We start from the raw sequence: 13,663 nt of genomic DNA, 5'->3' as shown, positions 1-13,663 counted from the left end.
TGCTATAATAAATACGTACGTATACGAAGGGGAGTTTAAAGAGAAAATGAAGTCATTTAATATCGATCATCTTATAGCTAGTGTTTTGCAATGGATATTAAATATAGCGCTAATTATATTATCCATTGTCTTATCTATCTTTTTAATTAATGAGACAATCACATTTATTCAATACATCTTTTCAACAAAGAAATATACATCGTATAAATTGGTTGAAAGTATCATCGTATATTTCTTATACTTCGAGTTTATTGCATTAATTATTAAGTATTTTAAATCGAACTATCATTTCCCGTTACGTTATTTTATTTATATCGGAATTACGGCATTAATTCGGTTAATTATTGTATCTCATGAGGAACCGATGGAGACGTTATTATATGCGGGATCCATTCTTGTTTTAGTCATTGCTTTATACATATCGAATATGAGAGATTTGAGAAAAGAGTAGTAGTGCAGACATAAGTTTGCACTACTTTTTTCACCTTGACCTTCAAGTTACTTGAAAGTTTACAATGAAATTAGGGCGTTTGAAATTGAAAAAAATTGAGAAATTAAGTGAAGAGGTTTCTTTTACTTGGAGGTTATAGAAATGAGTCAGGAATTGAAGTTACGTCCATTAGAACGAGAAGATTTAAAGTTTGTACACGAACTGAATAATAACGCGCATATTATGTCGTATTGGTTTGAAGAACCTTATGAGGCCTTTGTAGAATTGCAGGACTTGTATGATAAACATATACACGATCAAAGTGAACGCCGATTTATCGTTGAGAAAGATAATGAAATGGTTGGATTGGTTGAGTTAGTGGAGATTGATTATATTCACCGAAGAACAGAATTCCAAATTATTATTGATCCAAATTATCAGGGGCATGGTTACGCAGCAGAAGCGACGCGTTTAGCGATGGGTTATGCCTTTGCTGTCTTAAATATGCATAAGATATATTTAGTTGTCGATAAAGAAAACGAAAAGGCTGTGCATGTTTATAAAAAGGTTGGATTTATGGTAGAAGGTGAGCTTCTCGACGAGTTTTTCGTTGATGGTAACTATCATAATGCGATAAGAATGTGTATGTTTCAGAAGCAATATTTTGAAAGTAAGTAGTTGAATGATTTGGAAGTAATGTTGACGCTTCGCAAAACCGTATGCTAAAATCCCTTTTAAGTATTAAGGAAGGTGCAGAACATGCTTTATATAAAATTTGTAAAACTCATTAGAAAACTTTGCTCCGCACAAATGTATACGGTGAAGCGTTGTACGGAGCTTAATCAAGGGGCATAAATCCCCTATATTCATCGGCTGAATAACTTTTCTAAAAAAGTATAGTTTATCTATGCTTATTTGGTTACGGTTTGTAAGTCGATGTATAAAATAGATTAAGGGCCATAGACAATGCTTTGTCTATGGCCCTTTGTGTATATTATTCCAATGAGCTTTTACTATAAATTGGAGTAGTATAGGAAAAACCACGAAGCAGAGGGCTAGTGTCGAATGACGCTATCTCTCTGCTTTTTTTAATTTCAGGAAAAGAGGAATACGAATGAGTTTACTTAAAGTTGAAAGTTTATCACATAGTTTTATAGATAAAGCCTTATATGAAAATGCTTCTTTTAGTTTGCATAAAGGAGAACATATGGGAATTGTTGGACAGAATGGTGCAGGAAAAAGCACGTTAATGAAAATATTGATTGGAGAAATCATTCCTGATAAAGGAGATATAAAGTGGCAACCTAATATTCAAATTGGACATCTGGATCAATACGCAGAAATTGATGGGGGCTATACCATTTCACAATATGTAAAGAAAGCTTTTTATGATTTGTATGAAATGGAAGATAGAATGAACAAGTTATATGAAGAAAGTGCTAGGACTGGAGATGAGAATCAACTATTAAAAGCGGCAGAGATTCAAGAACAGCTTGAGGCTCGTGATTTTTATTCGGTAGACAGTATAACGAATAAGGTGGCAGCTGGTTTAGGTATTGATGCTATCGGGATGGATCGTGTTATTGGTGAATTAAGCGGAGGACAACGTGCAAAGGTAATTTTAGCGAAGCTTTTATTAGAAGAGCCGACTATTTTATTACTAGATGAACCGACGAATTTTCTTGATAAGGAGCATGTGGAGTGGCTTGCTAATTATTTAATGAATTTTGAAGGGGCGTTTATTGTCGTGTCACATGATTTTGATTTTCTGGAAAAGGTGACTTCTTGCATATGTGATGTAGAGTTTGGAACAGTTAAGAAGTATTACGGAAAATACTCAGATTTTGTAAGACAAAAGGAGCATTTGCGAAAAGATTATATTCGCCAATACCATGCACAACAGAAGAAAATTGAAAAAACGGAAGAGTATATTCGTAGAAATATTGCTGGAGTGAATTCAAAAATAGCACAAGGACGTAGAAAGCAGTTGCAACGTATGGAAAGAATTGCGCCACCAAGTTTTACCCATAAACCGTCTATTCATTTTCGGGAACTTCCTATTTCAGTTCAAACAGTTCTTGAGGTAAATAATCTCGAAGTTGGTTATGACTTTGCTCTCTTACCAAAATTGAATTTTTCAGTAATGGGTGGGCAAAAACTTGTTATTACAGGATTCAATGGAGTAGGGAAATCTACTTTATTAAAAACAATTGTTGGCACTATTGCTAGTATTGCTGGAGAATTTCACTTCTCAGAGCAAATAAAGATTGGATATTATGAGCAAGATTTAAATTGGAGCAATGATTCTTTAACTCCGCTTCAAATTATTTCGGAACAGTTTCCTACATTGAATATGAAGGAAATACGTCATCATTTAGCTGCGTGTGGTGTGAAAGATACTCATGTCTCGCAAGAAATTCGTACGTTAAGTGGTGGTGAACAATCGAAGGTGAAACTGTGTGGATTATTACTATCACCTTGTAACTTCTTAATTTTAGATGAGCCGACAAATCATTTAGATGCAGAAGCGAAGGAAGCTTTGCAAAAGGCGCTAATTCAGTTTAAGGGCAGCATTATACTTGTATCTCACGAAGCAAGTTTTTATCTTAATTGGGCAGATAGCATCTTTGATATAGAGACAGGATTAGTTAAGGGGGTGTGAAACATATGAGTGAAAACAATTGGAAAACGAAAATTATATTATTTTTGACCGCTCAAACTATTTCGTTGTTCGGTTCCTCTCTCGTGCAATATGCGATTATATGGTATATCACCCTTACAACATCATCAGGAGTGATGTTGACTATTTCAACTGTTTGCGGTTTCCTACCACAAATTGCGATATCTTTGTTTGCAGGTGTTTGGATTGATCGTTATGACCGTAAAAAGATGATTATGTTATCGGATGGGATTATAGCGATTGCGACGTTAGTTTTAGCAATTTTATTTTTAACAGGATATAAAAGTATTTGGTTACTTTTTATTGTGTTACTCATTCGTTCAGCTGGAACAGGAGTACAAACGCCAGCTGTGAATGCATTAATTCCGCAAATCGTTCCGAAAGAGTATCTTATGAAAGTAAATGGAATAAATAGCAGTATTACATCTTTAATTATGTTTCTTTCTCCAGCAGCAAGTGCTACGATTCTTTCTATTGCCAGCATTGAAACAACATTTTTTATTGATGTTATTACGGCTATGATTGGAATTAGTATTATGCTTATCATTCAAGTAGAGGGACATGTGAATGCAGAGAATAAGCAAAAATCTAATCTACAAGGAATTAAAGAAGGGTTCTCTTATTTAAAAGAAAATGTATTTATTAAAAGGCTAATCGTTTTATTAATTATCGTCATGATTTTAATAAGTCCAGCCGCCTTTTTAACACCTTTAATGGTGACTCGTTCCTTCGGGGCGGAAATGTGGAGACTTACTGCTAGTGAGATGACCTTTAGTGCTGGTGCAGCAGCTGGTGGCGTACTGATTGCAGCATGGGGTGGTTTCCGTAATCGTATGCATACAACAGCGTTGGCCTGTGCGTTATATGGTCTGCTTATGGTAGGACTAGGAATTGCACCGGTATTTATTATGTATTTAGTCTTTAATTTTTTAATTGGTATAACAATGCCATGTTTTAATACGCCAGTTACTGTGTTATTGCAGGAGAAAGTAGATCCAGTTATGCATGGCAGAATGTTTAGCCTCGTACAGATTGCAAATTCATGTGCTTTACCTTTAGGGATGATTATATTTGGTCCTTTGGCTGATGTGTTTAGTGTAGAGGTTTTGTTAATTTATGCTGGGATATTCGTACTATTTTGCGCAATGTATGTTGTATTAAGCAGGAAGTTTGAAGTGTAAATATTTATTGTCTATAAAAGGTTTGTGAGGCAATTTAAGATGCTTCATAAACCTTTTATTTCCATTCTATTCAATAATAATTTATTGTAAAACGATAAAATATTATTGACTAATGATTTTGTTTTGGATAATATGATGTTAATTAAGAAGAATTATATGAATAGAGGAGAATGTAAAATGAAAAATAAATACGTAGTAGCTATTTCTTTCATGATCTTAGCGATTATTTCTTTAACTATACATGCTTCAAACAGTAAAGTTGGAGCGGATGGATTTCTTGAAGAACCTTTCTTTTTCCTAGTACCGGTAAGTTATGTATTGTTCTTTAGTGGTATTGGTGTATTACTATTTGGATGTATTACTTCAAAGCTGAGAAAAAGTAATAGATAAAGTGAAGCTTAATTAGTGATGGATTCCCCAATCCGGACAAAATACTCACTATGAAATAGAAACATACCATATGGAAGAAAAATAATAAGTGAGCTGAATAATGATGAATCATTATTTTTATAATGGTAGACAAGTAGGTGCGGCTATAACCCTAGCCGGGGCACAGGGGACAATTCATGCTGTGAATCAAGTGATTCAAATGCAGCAACAAGCATATTTTGCACAAATGATGCAAGGACAGTATATGCAATACTCACAATTTCCAATGCAAAGTGTGCATTATGATGTGTATCCAGCGGGTTTACTTTCCATTCCATATGGCGGGACTTACTTCTTATGAAAGAAAGCGACTCAATAGAGTCGCTTTTTTATATTCCACCGAGCTTCATTCCAAGGAATGCGAAGAGGATACCGATTATGTAAGTAGTACTTACATATAAAAGGGATGTGTAAATTTTTTTGCGATTGAGAAGCTGAATGGATTCTAATTTAAACGTCGAAAACGTTGTGAATGCGCCCATAAATCCAGTTCCTAATAATAATTGCCAGCCTGTAGTGACTCCGTTGCCAATTATATATCCGAGTAAAAATGCTCCTGTTATATTAATAAGGAATGTAGCAATTGGAAAGGATGTTTTATTTCTTTTTTTAAACCAATTGCTAATTGCAAATCGTGTAATCGCACCGAAAAAACCTCCAGTTGCCACTAATAAAGCTTCCATCATAAGTGATCACCTTCCGTAACTGATTTCTTAATTAAGAAATCACCTAGTGTATAGCCAAATCCAGACATAATGAGACCGCCAAGTATGCTACATGATACATATAAGAAAGCCATGCTCCATTCAGAATGATTAATTAATTGCATGGTTTCTACACTAAATGTTGAAAACGTCGTAAAAGAACCGATGAATCCAGTACCGATGCCTGTGATAACCTCCGAAGGTAAGATGTTTAGCCGTGCAACATATGTAGTCAGCCATGCTAATAAGAAGCAGCCGATTAAGTTAATGAGTAATGTAGCTAATGGAAATGAATGATGCCAAGATTCATGGATAGTAAGACCTAAATAATAACGAGAAAGGGCTCCTAATATACCGGCTATACCGACGATAATATAAATCAAATTCCTCACCTCTTTAAATAGCTTGCTCAAAAAAATAGACTCCTACCAGTAGTTATACTGGTAGGAGTCATTAGCTAAGCAGCGGTTATGGCGAACTCCATCGCCTATAATTATTACATATAGTGTACTAAAAATTGCGTTTGATTTCCAGTGAAGAAGTTGGTGTATTTTGTAGTTCTCTAATCGTTTGAGATAGAGAATTATTACTTATAAACTAAATATAGTGATATAAGGTTTTCAGTGTGATAAAATGTTTCGTATATCTGTCATTTTTTATTTGACTGAAAATAAAGAAAAGTAAAATCGTATGTTTTATAAAAGGAGTCGTTTGTTTGAAAAAGTTATTAAAAATAATACTTATATGTATTTTAGTAGGTGTGGGAGTTGTAGGTGGGTTTTTAGCGTATATGACACTTACAAAAGAACAGCCAGCTGATGTTATAAGCTTGAAGGTGGAAAACAATAAGAAGCGCGTAATTGCGCAGGGAAATGAATTTAAAGTTACAACGTTTAATATTGGATATGCTGGACTAGATAAGGATCAAGACTTCTTTATGGATGGAGGAAAAGGGTCTGGTTCAAGTAGTAAAGAACAAACGGAAACGAATTTAAAGAATATGCTTTCGTTTTTACAAAATGAGAATAGTGATTTTGCGCTATTACAAGAAGTAGATATAAAATCAATGAGATCATTTGATATAAATGGGCATGAATTTTTGAAAAAAGGACTGCCTGATTATGCTTCTTCGTTCGGAAAGAACTATGATACAAAATGGGTTCCGGTGCCAATCACAAGTCCAATGGGATATGCTGATGCTGGACTAAGTACGTTTTCTAAATATACAGTTCAAACAGCGAAGAGGTTCCAATTACCAGGAATGGAGCCGTGGCCAAAGCGTTTATTTGATTTAGACCGAGCGATTGTTGAACATAAAATTCCTGTTAATAATGGAAAATTTGTTAGACTCGTAAATTTACATTTGTCTGCTTATGATGAAGGCGGAAAAATTAGAAAGCAACAAGTGGAGTATTTAAAAGAATATATGAACAAACATTATAAAAATGGTGATTACGTAATAATGGGCGGGGACTGGAATCAATTAATTTCTAACGTTCAGTTAAGTGATCCGAAGTTCGTGAAGGAGCGTCCTGAGTGGTTAGTAGAGTTACCGAAGGACTTTACCGATGGTGGCTTTAAGTGGGCTGTAGATCCGTCTGTTATGACTGTGAGAGATGATGTAAAGAAATACGTGGAAGGTGAAAACTTTGTCACGATTATTGATGGCTTTATCGTTTCACCGAATGTTGAAATTGTAAATGTACAAGGGAAAGATTTGAAGTTTGAAAATAGCGATCATAACCCAGTGAGTGCGGTATTCAAGCTGAAGTAATCGATACGTATGAGAAGGTGGGGCTTCATATATGGAGTGGTTAAAGAGAACTTGTTTTTCTAACCTTGAGAAAGAATCACAGAAAAATCATTTATTGCTGTTTATCACGATTTGCAGTTTCTTCCTCGGGGTACTCGCAATTGGGTATTACGGATATATTTTTACAGAGAGAGCAGTAGCATTTTGGATGTGTGGTATTTCTATCGTAGTATTTGGAACGCTACTTACTTTTATAGAAAGTATGGAAGCAATGTATAAATACATCATGACATGTATGCTACTTATTATGTCTTTCATTATGGTACAAGCATTTAATGAAAGCCCAGCTGTATTTCAAATGGTCTATTTTACATTAGCAGTTTCACTTATTTATTTGAGTGAACGTCTTATTTTAATTCTTGGTGGGGTAGCAGTTGTTGTTACATTTATACTTTGTAGTTATTGGCCAAATCAATTTTTTGCTTATACAGCATCATCTGAAGCTGCAAATTTTGCAAGCTTGTTAGCGATTGTAACGATCGCAATGTGGGGTGTCACAAAGATTGGTTCTAATCTTTTGGCTCGTTTAAGTGATGAGAAGCAAGCAGTGATGAAGAAAGCTCAGGAGTTAGAAGAAACGCAAAGGCTTATTGAGGAAACTGTTGTGAAGTTAGATAGTAATTTCAATCATTTAAGACAGAATATGAACACTTCGATGGAGTCGATGAGTGAAATTAATTTTGCTTTTGAAGAAGTGGCAGTTGGTACTCAATCACAATCAGAGATGATGTCACGTTCAGTAGAAGTATTGAATGATATGGAGGGAAATATTGACCAAATCATCTCTCAAGTAAGAAATGCTTCGATGCGTGTTGATAAAAGTTTGGAAATCTCAAAGGGTAGTGTAAACACTTTAAGAAATTTTGAAGCTAACATGAGAAGTTTAAATGATGTTGTTTCACAATCAGGAACGATATTTAGAGAATTGATGAAACAATCGAAACAAATTAATGAAATTGTAGATGTAATAACGAATATTTCAAGTCAAACGAGTTTGCTAGCTTTAAATGCAAATATTGAAGCTGCAAGGGCAGGAGAACATGGAAAAGGTTTTGCTATTGTAGCGAATGAAGTGTTAAAGCTTGCTGAAGAATCGAATCGTTCTGCGGGGAGAATTCAAGGAATTTTGAAGGAGTTTAGTAATCAAGCAAGTAAAGTAGAAGTGCAGGTAGAGAAGTCAGAAAGAGTACAAGAAGAGTGTAACGAAATGTTAGCAAGTGTTTTAACGAATGTAACGGATTTAGGGAAGTTTATTGATACGATTAATGATGTAATGAGAGAGATTGTTGGTCATCAAGAAAATTTCCAAGTTAAAACGACGAATATCGTTAAAGATGTGACACATGCTTCTAACGTAATTCAGCAAACTTCTGCAGCTACGGAAGAAGTGTTAGCAAGTATTGAAGAAGAGAAGAATCGAAATGATACGTCGGTGAAGACGCTACATACTGTTAGTGAGCAAGTGAAGTTGCTAGAAGATATTTTAGAAAAATAATATCGCTGAAAAAGAGCACAAATGATGTGCTCTTTTTCAGTTGAACGAATACTTGATAGGAATTTAATTGCTTTTCTATGAGTTTTCTGCCAAGCTTAAGGAGATAAAATTTAACTAATAGCTACTGATTATTAGTTAAATCTCGCGGATAGCGAGATAAAATACTTCAAAGAAAGAATTATATAGGTGACGCATATGATCGAAGTTAAGACTTCTGAACTTAGTGATGGAGAATTTAATAGAGGTGTATTTGCAACTCGTGATATTAAAAAGGGTGAGTTGATACATTCAGCACCAGTTATCTCTTATCCGAATGAACAGCATGAACATATTGAGAAAACGTTACTTGCTGACTACGCATTTGAGTATGGGGTAAATCATACGGCATTCCTTTTAGGATACGGCATGTTATTTAATCATTCATATAAGCCGAATGCAACGTATGATATCGTCTTCGAGAACCATACGTTTAACTTCTTTGCTTATAAGGATATAAAAGCTGGAGAAGAGATTTTAATCAATTATAATGGTGAAGTTGATGACGATGAACTATTATGGTTTGATAAGGAAAAAGAAGAGAACGAAAAGTAATATAAAGAGTATAGAAAGAGCGCATTCTGTGGGATGTGCTCTTTTTTTATATTGAAGAAAATAAAGTAAAGATTACAAAAAAATACCACTTTATTTTCGTGTGGTATAGTAAGATACTGAAGGATAGTGTTTTATAAAAGTTATATATTTTACAAATTGTTGTCTTTCTGATGACATGTCAAGTTTAGTAGTCCATTTGGGTTGCTTTATTATGCAATATATATTTTAATATGAGTGGCACCTCTTATAATTTAAGAGGTTTATAGGTGTCTCGAATTGATTTTGGGTACACTGTATCCACCACTTTAGTTTCATTTCATGTATGTGGGGATATTATGGGCCCGTATAGCGGGATAAAAAGAATATAGAAATAGAGGAATCGTAAAATGAATATGCAAGAGGTTTATAAATATTTAAGTACGGTATTGCCTGAAGGTCATGTTACACAAGATGAAATGTTAAAGAATCATACGCATATTAAAGTTGGCGGAAAAGCAGATGTGTTCGTTGCGCCTACGAATTATGATGAAATTCAAGAAGTTATTAAGTATGCTAACCAATATAATATTCCAGTTACGTTTTTAGGAAATGGATCAAATGTCATTATTAAAGATGGTGGGATTCGCGGAATTACGGTCAGTTTAATTCATATTACAGGTGTTACTGTAACAGGAACAACGATTGTAGCACAGTGCGGTGCAGCAATTATTGATGTATCACGTATTGCATTAGACCACAATTTAACAGGGCTTGAGTTTGCTTGTGGCATTCCAGGTTCAGTTGGCGGAGCATTATATATGAATGCTGGTGCCTACGGTGGTGAAGTATCGTTTGTATTAACAGAAGCTGTCGTAATGACAGGTGATGGAGAGTTACGCACTTTAACGAAAGAAGCATTTGAATTTGGATATCGTAAGAGTGTATTTGCGAACAATCATTACATTATTCTTGAAGCGAGATTTGAACTTGAAGAAGGTGTACATGAAGAGATTAAAGAAAAAATGGATGATTTAACGTATAAGCGTGAATCAAAACAACCTTTAGAATATCCGTCATGCGGTAGTGTATTTAAGCGCCCACCAAATAACTTTGCTGGTAAGTTGATTCAAGAATCAGGACTACAAGGAAAGCGAATTGGCGGAGTAGAAGTTTCATTAAAACATGCTGGATTTATGGTGAATGTTGATAATGGAACAGCACAAGACTACATCGATTTAATTCACTTCGTACAAAAGACAGTTGAAGAAAAATTCGGTGTGAAGTTAGAGAGAGAAGTAAGGATTATTGGAGAAGATCTACAATAATTTTTGAATTAAAAGCGTATAAAAGTATGAATTATTTTAAAATAACATTTGGGTATTGTTGACAATTTGTTTTCAATTCAATATAATGGCTAATAATTTAACAAATAACATACGTTGAAAGAGCCCAGTAGCAGTTTGTCACTGTTATCAAAGAGAGCTAGGGGTTGCTGGAACCTAGCACAAACAAACTTGTGAATTACACTCTGGAGTATCTTAGGTAACGCTAAGCGGAGTAGCAATCGATATTATTGCTAAGAGTGGTATGAATAGCTATGCTATTTATGCAAACTGGGTGGTAACACGGTGAATAATCGTCCCTATGTCATAGACATAGGGGCTTTTTTGTTTTAAAAAAATAAAGGGGATGACAAAAGATGAATATTATTGATGAATTAGAATGGCGCGGTGCTGTGAATCAACAGACGGATGAAGAAGGTTTACGTAAGTTAGTAGAAGAGAAAAAGATTTCACTATACTGCGGAGTAGATCCAACTGGTGATAGTATGCATATCGGACATTTGATTCCGTTTATGATGATGAAGAGATTCCAATTAGCTGGTCATCATCCGGTTATTTTAATTGGCGGGGCAACAGGAACAATTGGTGATCCAAGTGGACGTCAATCAGAGCGTCAACTGCAAACTTTAGAAGTAGTGCAGCATAATGTAGATGCGTTAACAGCGCAAATGAAAAAGCTATTTGATTTCGGTGGAAATAGCGAAGTGAAGATGGTAAATAACTACGACTGGACACATGAAATAAACATTATTGAGTTTTTACGTGATTACGGGAAAAACTTTAGCATCAATAGCATGTTAGCGAAGGATATTGTAGCAAGTCGTTTAGATACAGGCATTTCTTTTACAGAATTCACGTACCAAATCTTGCAAGCGATGGATTTCCATCATTTATACACGAAAGAAGATGTTCAACTGCAAATTGGTGGTAGTGACCAATGGGGAAATATTACGAGCGGGTTAGATTTAATTCGTAAGTTAGAAGGACATGAGGCGAAAGTATTTGGACTAACAATTCCGTTATTATTAAAATCAGACGGTACGAAATTTGGAAAATCAGCAAGTGGTGCGGTTTGGCTTGATGCTGAAAAAACAACGCCATTTGAATTTTACCAGTTCTGGGTGAATACAGATGATCGTGATGTAATTAAATACTTGAAATACTTTACATTCTTAGCGAAAGAGCGAATTGATGAATTGGCAACGAAGGTAGAAGCCGAGCCTCATAAACGTGAAGCGCAAAAAGTGTTAGGCGAAGAAATGACGAAATTCGTTCATGGAGAAGAGGCATTATTGCAAGCTGTGAAAATTACCTCGGCATTATTTAGCGGAGATATTAAATCGTTAACAGCTGATGAAATTGAACAAGGCTTTAAAGAGATGCCGACATTCCAGTCTTCCAAAGAGACGAAAAATATTGTAGAGTGGCTAGTTGATTTAGGGATTGAACCATCTAGACGTCAAGCTCGTGAAGACATTAATAACGGTGCGATTTCTATGAATGGTGAGAAAGTAACGGATGTAGGTACGGATGTTACTGTAGAAAATTCATTTGATGGAAGATTTATTATTATTCGTAAAGGGAGGAAGAACTACAGCTTAGTGAAATTGGGATAATAATTTTTGTGGAAGAGTGGAAGTAAGAAAGATGCTTTCACTCTTTTCATATACACAATTCCGACACAAAAAAGTCAGTATATTTAGATAATTAAAAAGGGTTATAGTATCTCTTTGCCGAATATAAGTAAGTAGAGAATATTACGGATAAAAATAGCCCGAACCATGCCGGGCATGATTCGGGCTTATATTCAGATTAGTAAGCTAAGCTGAATAGACCTTTAATGTGTGATAAGTAACGAACGTTACTTGCTTCTTTCATTAATGATGCTGGTAAGCCTTTAAGTGGAGTATTGCTTGCTCCAATTGTAGCAACAGCATCTTTACGTCCTAGACTAGCAAGCGTTCCAGAGTTTACAGGTGCGAACTCTTCGAATGCTTTGCCTTCTAGTGCTGCGTATAAGTTGTATCCAATTAACTCACCCATTTGCCAAGCGATTTGTGCAGTTGGTGGGTATGGACGTCCGTCTGGAGCGAAGACAACAGCGCTGTCTCCAGCAACGAATACGTCTTTATGAGAAGTAGATTGTAGGTATGCATCAACTGTTGCACGACCACGGTTTACTTCAAGACCTGATTCACCGATTAATGGGTTACCTTGTACGCCGCCTGTCCAAACGAATGTGTTAGCAACAAGTTTTTGACCGTCTTTTAAGTCGATTTCATTGCCAGCAACGTTTGTTACAGGAAGACCAGTTAAGAATGTAACACCGCGTGCTTCTAGGCTAGTAGTTGCACGTTCGATTAAGTGGTCTGGTAATACTGGAAGGATTTTTGGACCTGCTTCAACAAGAAGAAGTTTAACTTCTTTTGGATTTACGCCGTGGCTTTTTGCAAGTTTAGGCATAATGTCAGCAAGCTCACCAACTAGCTCAACGCCAGTTAATCCGCCACCACCGATTACGATTGTAGCATCCGCTTCGTTTTTCGTTTTCGCGTATTCACGAATACGGTCTTCAACGTGTTTGTAGATTTTGTTTGCATCAGCAGCAGATTTTAATACCATGCTGTTTTCTTCTAGTCCTGGAATACCGAAGTAAGCAGTTTTACTTCCTAAAGCAACTACAAGTGCATCGTAAGATAATGTAGTGCCACCAGCTAGTTTGATTTCTTTGCTATCAACTGAGAATGACTCAACTGTTGCGATTTTAAGATCGATATCTTTACCTTTGAAAAGCTTTGTAAGTGGCATTGCAATTGCTTGCTCAGCAACGTTACCAGCTGCAAGGCGATGTAGTTCAGTGATGATTTGGTGTGTTGGGTATTGGTTAATCACTGTAACTTGTGCTTCTGATTTGCTGTAAAATTTACGTACGTTTAAAGCGGCAAGAAGACCGCCATAACCAGCGCCTAAGATGACAATTTGTTTTGACATAGTATGATATCCCCCGTCTTTACTAAT

The 13,663-nt window shown here is 35.5% G+C and carries 14 protein-coding genes, 1 riboswitch and 1 other annotated feature; of the genes, 11 read left to right on the top strand and 3 right to left on the bottom strand.

Annotated elements, in window-relative coordinates; genetic code table 11:
- The first annotated feature begins 46 nt into the window (after positions 1–46).
- The 6 genes from psiE to BTOYO_RS11625 all read left to right on the top strand — a co-directional run bounded on the left by psiE (position 47) and on the right by BTOYO_RS11625 (position 5,021).
- Positions 47–451, top strand: coding sequence for a phosphate-starvation-inducible protein PsiE (gene psiE, locus BTOYO_RS11650; protein WP_000834705.1), 405 nt, complete (start codon positions 47–49; stop codon positions 449–451).
- A 141-nt stretch (positions 452–592) separates the two neighbouring features.
- A complete protein-coding gene (gene speG / locus BTOYO_RS11645) occupies positions 593–1,108 on the top strand; it encodes a spermidine N1-acetyltransferase (RefSeq protein WP_000076822.1) in 516 nt (171 codons plus the stop codon).
- Between the two features lie 436 nt (positions 1,109–1,544).
- Positions 1,545–3,092: an ABC-F family ATP-binding cassette domain-containing protein gene (locus tag BTOYO_RS11640; protein WP_000054846.1), complete on the top strand. Its 1,548-nt coding sequence runs from the start codon at positions 1,545–1,547 to the stop codon at positions 3,090–3,092.
- A gap of 5 nt (positions 3,093–3,097) precedes the next feature.
- Positions 3,098–4,291, top strand: coding sequence for an MFS transporter (locus tag BTOYO_RS11635; protein ID WP_001293757.1), 1,194 nt, complete (start codon positions 3,098–3,100; stop codon positions 4,289–4,291).
- Positions 4,292–4,468: 177 nt separating this feature from the next.
- Positions 4,469–4,681 carry a DUF3955 domain-containing protein gene (locus tag BTOYO_RS11630; RefSeq protein WP_000792613.1) on the top strand — a complete coding sequence of 71 codons (213 nt, stop codon included), beginning with the start codon at positions 4,469–4,471 and terminating at the stop codon, positions 4,679–4,681.
- 100 nt (positions 4,682–4,781) lie between these two features.
- Entirely contained in the window at positions 4,782–5,021 is a 240-nt protein-coding gene (locus BTOYO_RS11625; RefSeq protein ID WP_000980960.1) for a DUF3947 family protein, read from the top strand.
- Between the two features lie 28 nt (positions 5,022–5,049).
- On the opposite strand, the gene crcB (BTOYO_RS11620) is transcribed toward BTOYO_RS11625, so the two are convergent.
- Entirely contained in the window at positions 5,050–5,406 is a 357-nt protein-coding gene (gene crcB, locus BTOYO_RS11620; RefSeq protein WP_000969609.1) for a fluoride efflux transporter CrcB, read from the bottom strand.
- Positions 5,403–5,807, bottom strand: coding sequence for a fluoride efflux transporter CrcB (gene crcB / locus BTOYO_RS11615; RefSeq protein WP_000639331.1), 405 nt, complete (start codon positions 5,805–5,807; stop codon positions 5,403–5,405). Before crcB (BTOYO_RS11615) ends, crcB (BTOYO_RS11620) begins: the two co-directional genes overlap by 4 nt.
- A gap of 54 nt (positions 5,808–5,861) precedes the next feature.
- Positions 5,862–5,921: riboswitch (Fluoride riboswitch) on the bottom strand.
- Between the two features lie 218 nt (positions 5,922–6,139).
- Between crcB (BTOYO_RS11615) and BTOYO_RS11610 the strand changes: the two genes are divergently transcribed.
- From BTOYO_RS11610 to tyrS, 5 genes are all read left to right on the top strand, one after another.
- Entirely contained in the window at positions 6,140–7,198 is a 1,059-nt protein-coding gene (locus tag BTOYO_RS11610; protein WP_000734836.1) for an endonuclease/exonuclease/phosphatase family protein, read from the top strand.
- Between the two features lie 31 nt (positions 7,199–7,229).
- Positions 7,230–8,732, top strand: coding sequence for a DUF4077 domain-containing protein (locus tag BTOYO_RS11605; RefSeq protein WP_000455098.1), 1,503 nt, complete (start codon positions 7,230–7,232; stop codon positions 8,730–8,732).
- 195 nt (positions 8,733–8,927) lie between these two features.
- Positions 8,928–9,323, top strand: a complete 396-nt coding sequence (locus tag BTOYO_RS11600; RefSeq protein WP_000573656.1) for an SET domain-containing protein — start codon at positions 8,928–8,930, stop codon at positions 9,321–9,323.
- Positions 9,324–9,709: 386 nt separating this feature from the next.
- Positions 9,710–10,627: a UDP-N-acetylmuramate dehydrogenase gene (gene murB, locus BTOYO_RS11595; RefSeq protein ID WP_001057110.1), complete on the top strand. Its 918-nt coding sequence runs from the start codon at positions 9,710–9,712 to the stop codon at positions 10,625–10,627.
- A 105-nt stretch (positions 10,628–10,732) separates the two neighbouring features.
- Positions 10,733–10,949, top strand: a binding site (T-box leader).
- A 52-nt stretch (positions 10,950–11,001) separates the two neighbouring features.
- Positions 11,002–12,261, top strand: a complete 1,260-nt coding sequence (gene tyrS / locus BTOYO_RS11590) for a tyrosine--tRNA ligase (RefSeq protein WP_001021115.1) — start codon at positions 11,002–11,004, stop codon at positions 12,259–12,261.
- 196 nt (positions 12,262–12,457) lie between these two features.
- Here tyrS and BTOYO_RS11585 read toward each other — a convergent pair whose 3' ends face one another.
- Positions 12,458–13,636 carry an NAD(P)/FAD-dependent oxidoreductase gene (locus tag BTOYO_RS11585; RefSeq protein WP_000043190.1) on the bottom strand — a complete coding sequence of 393 codons (1,179 nt, stop codon included), beginning with the start codon at positions 13,634–13,636 and terminating at the stop codon, positions 12,458–12,460.
- Positions 13,637–13,663: the final 27 nt, after the last annotated feature.

It is taken from the genome of Bacillus toyonensis BCT-7112 (assembly GCF_000496285.1).
Taxonomy (GTDB): Bacteria; Bacillota; Bacilli; order Bacillales; family Bacillaceae_G; genus Bacillus_A; species Bacillus_A toyonensis.
This window is presented reverse-complemented; position numbering and strand designations above follow the sequence as displayed.

What these genes read in the sequence shown, in the direction of transcription:
- psiE (WP_000834705.1), top strand. Translation starts at nt 47, where the DNA reads ATGAAGTCATTTAATATCGATCATCTTATAGCTAGTGTTTTGCAATGG.
- speG (WP_000076822.1), top strand. Translation starts at nt 593, where the DNA reads ATGAGTCAGGAATTGAAGTTACGTCCATTAGAACGAGAAGATTTAAAG.
- BTOYO_RS11640 (WP_000054846.1), top strand. Translation starts at nt 1,545, where the DNA reads ATGAGTTTACTTAAAGTTGAAAGTTTATCACATAGTTTTATAGATAAA.
- BTOYO_RS11635 (WP_001293757.1), top strand. Translation starts at nt 3,098, where the DNA reads ATGAGTGAAAACAATTGGAAAACGAAAATTATATTATTTTTGACCGCT.
- BTOYO_RS11630 (WP_000792613.1), top strand. Translation starts at nt 4,469, where the DNA reads ATGAAAAATAAATACGTAGTAGCTATTTCTTTCATGATCTTAGCGATT.
- BTOYO_RS11625 (WP_000980960.1), top strand. Translation starts at nt 4,782, where the DNA reads ATGATGAATCATTATTTTTATAATGGTAGACAAGTAGGTGCGGCTATA.
- crcB (WP_000969609.1), bottom strand. Translation starts at nt 5,406, where the DNA reads ATGATGGAAGCTTTATTAGTGGCAACTGGAGGTTTTTTCGGTGCGATT.
- BTOYO_RS11605 (WP_000455098.1), top strand. Translation starts at nt 7,230, where the DNA reads ATGGAGTGGTTAAAGAGAACTTGTTTTTCTAACCTTGAGAAAGAATCA.
- BTOYO_RS11600 (WP_000573656.1), top strand. Translation starts at nt 8,928, where the DNA reads ATGATCGAAGTTAAGACTTCTGAACTTAGTGATGGAGAATTTAATAGA.
- murB (WP_001057110.1), top strand. Translation starts at nt 9,710, where the DNA reads ATGAATATGCAAGAGGTTTATAAATATTTAAGTACGGTATTGCCTGAA.
- tyrS (WP_001021115.1), top strand. Translation starts at nt 11,002, where the DNA reads ATGAATATTATTGATGAATTAGAATGGCGCGGTGCTGTGAATCAACAG.
- BTOYO_RS11585 (WP_000043190.1), bottom strand. Translation starts at nt 13,636, where the DNA reads ATGTCAAAACAAATTGTCATCTTAGGCGCTGGTTATGGCGGTCTTCTT.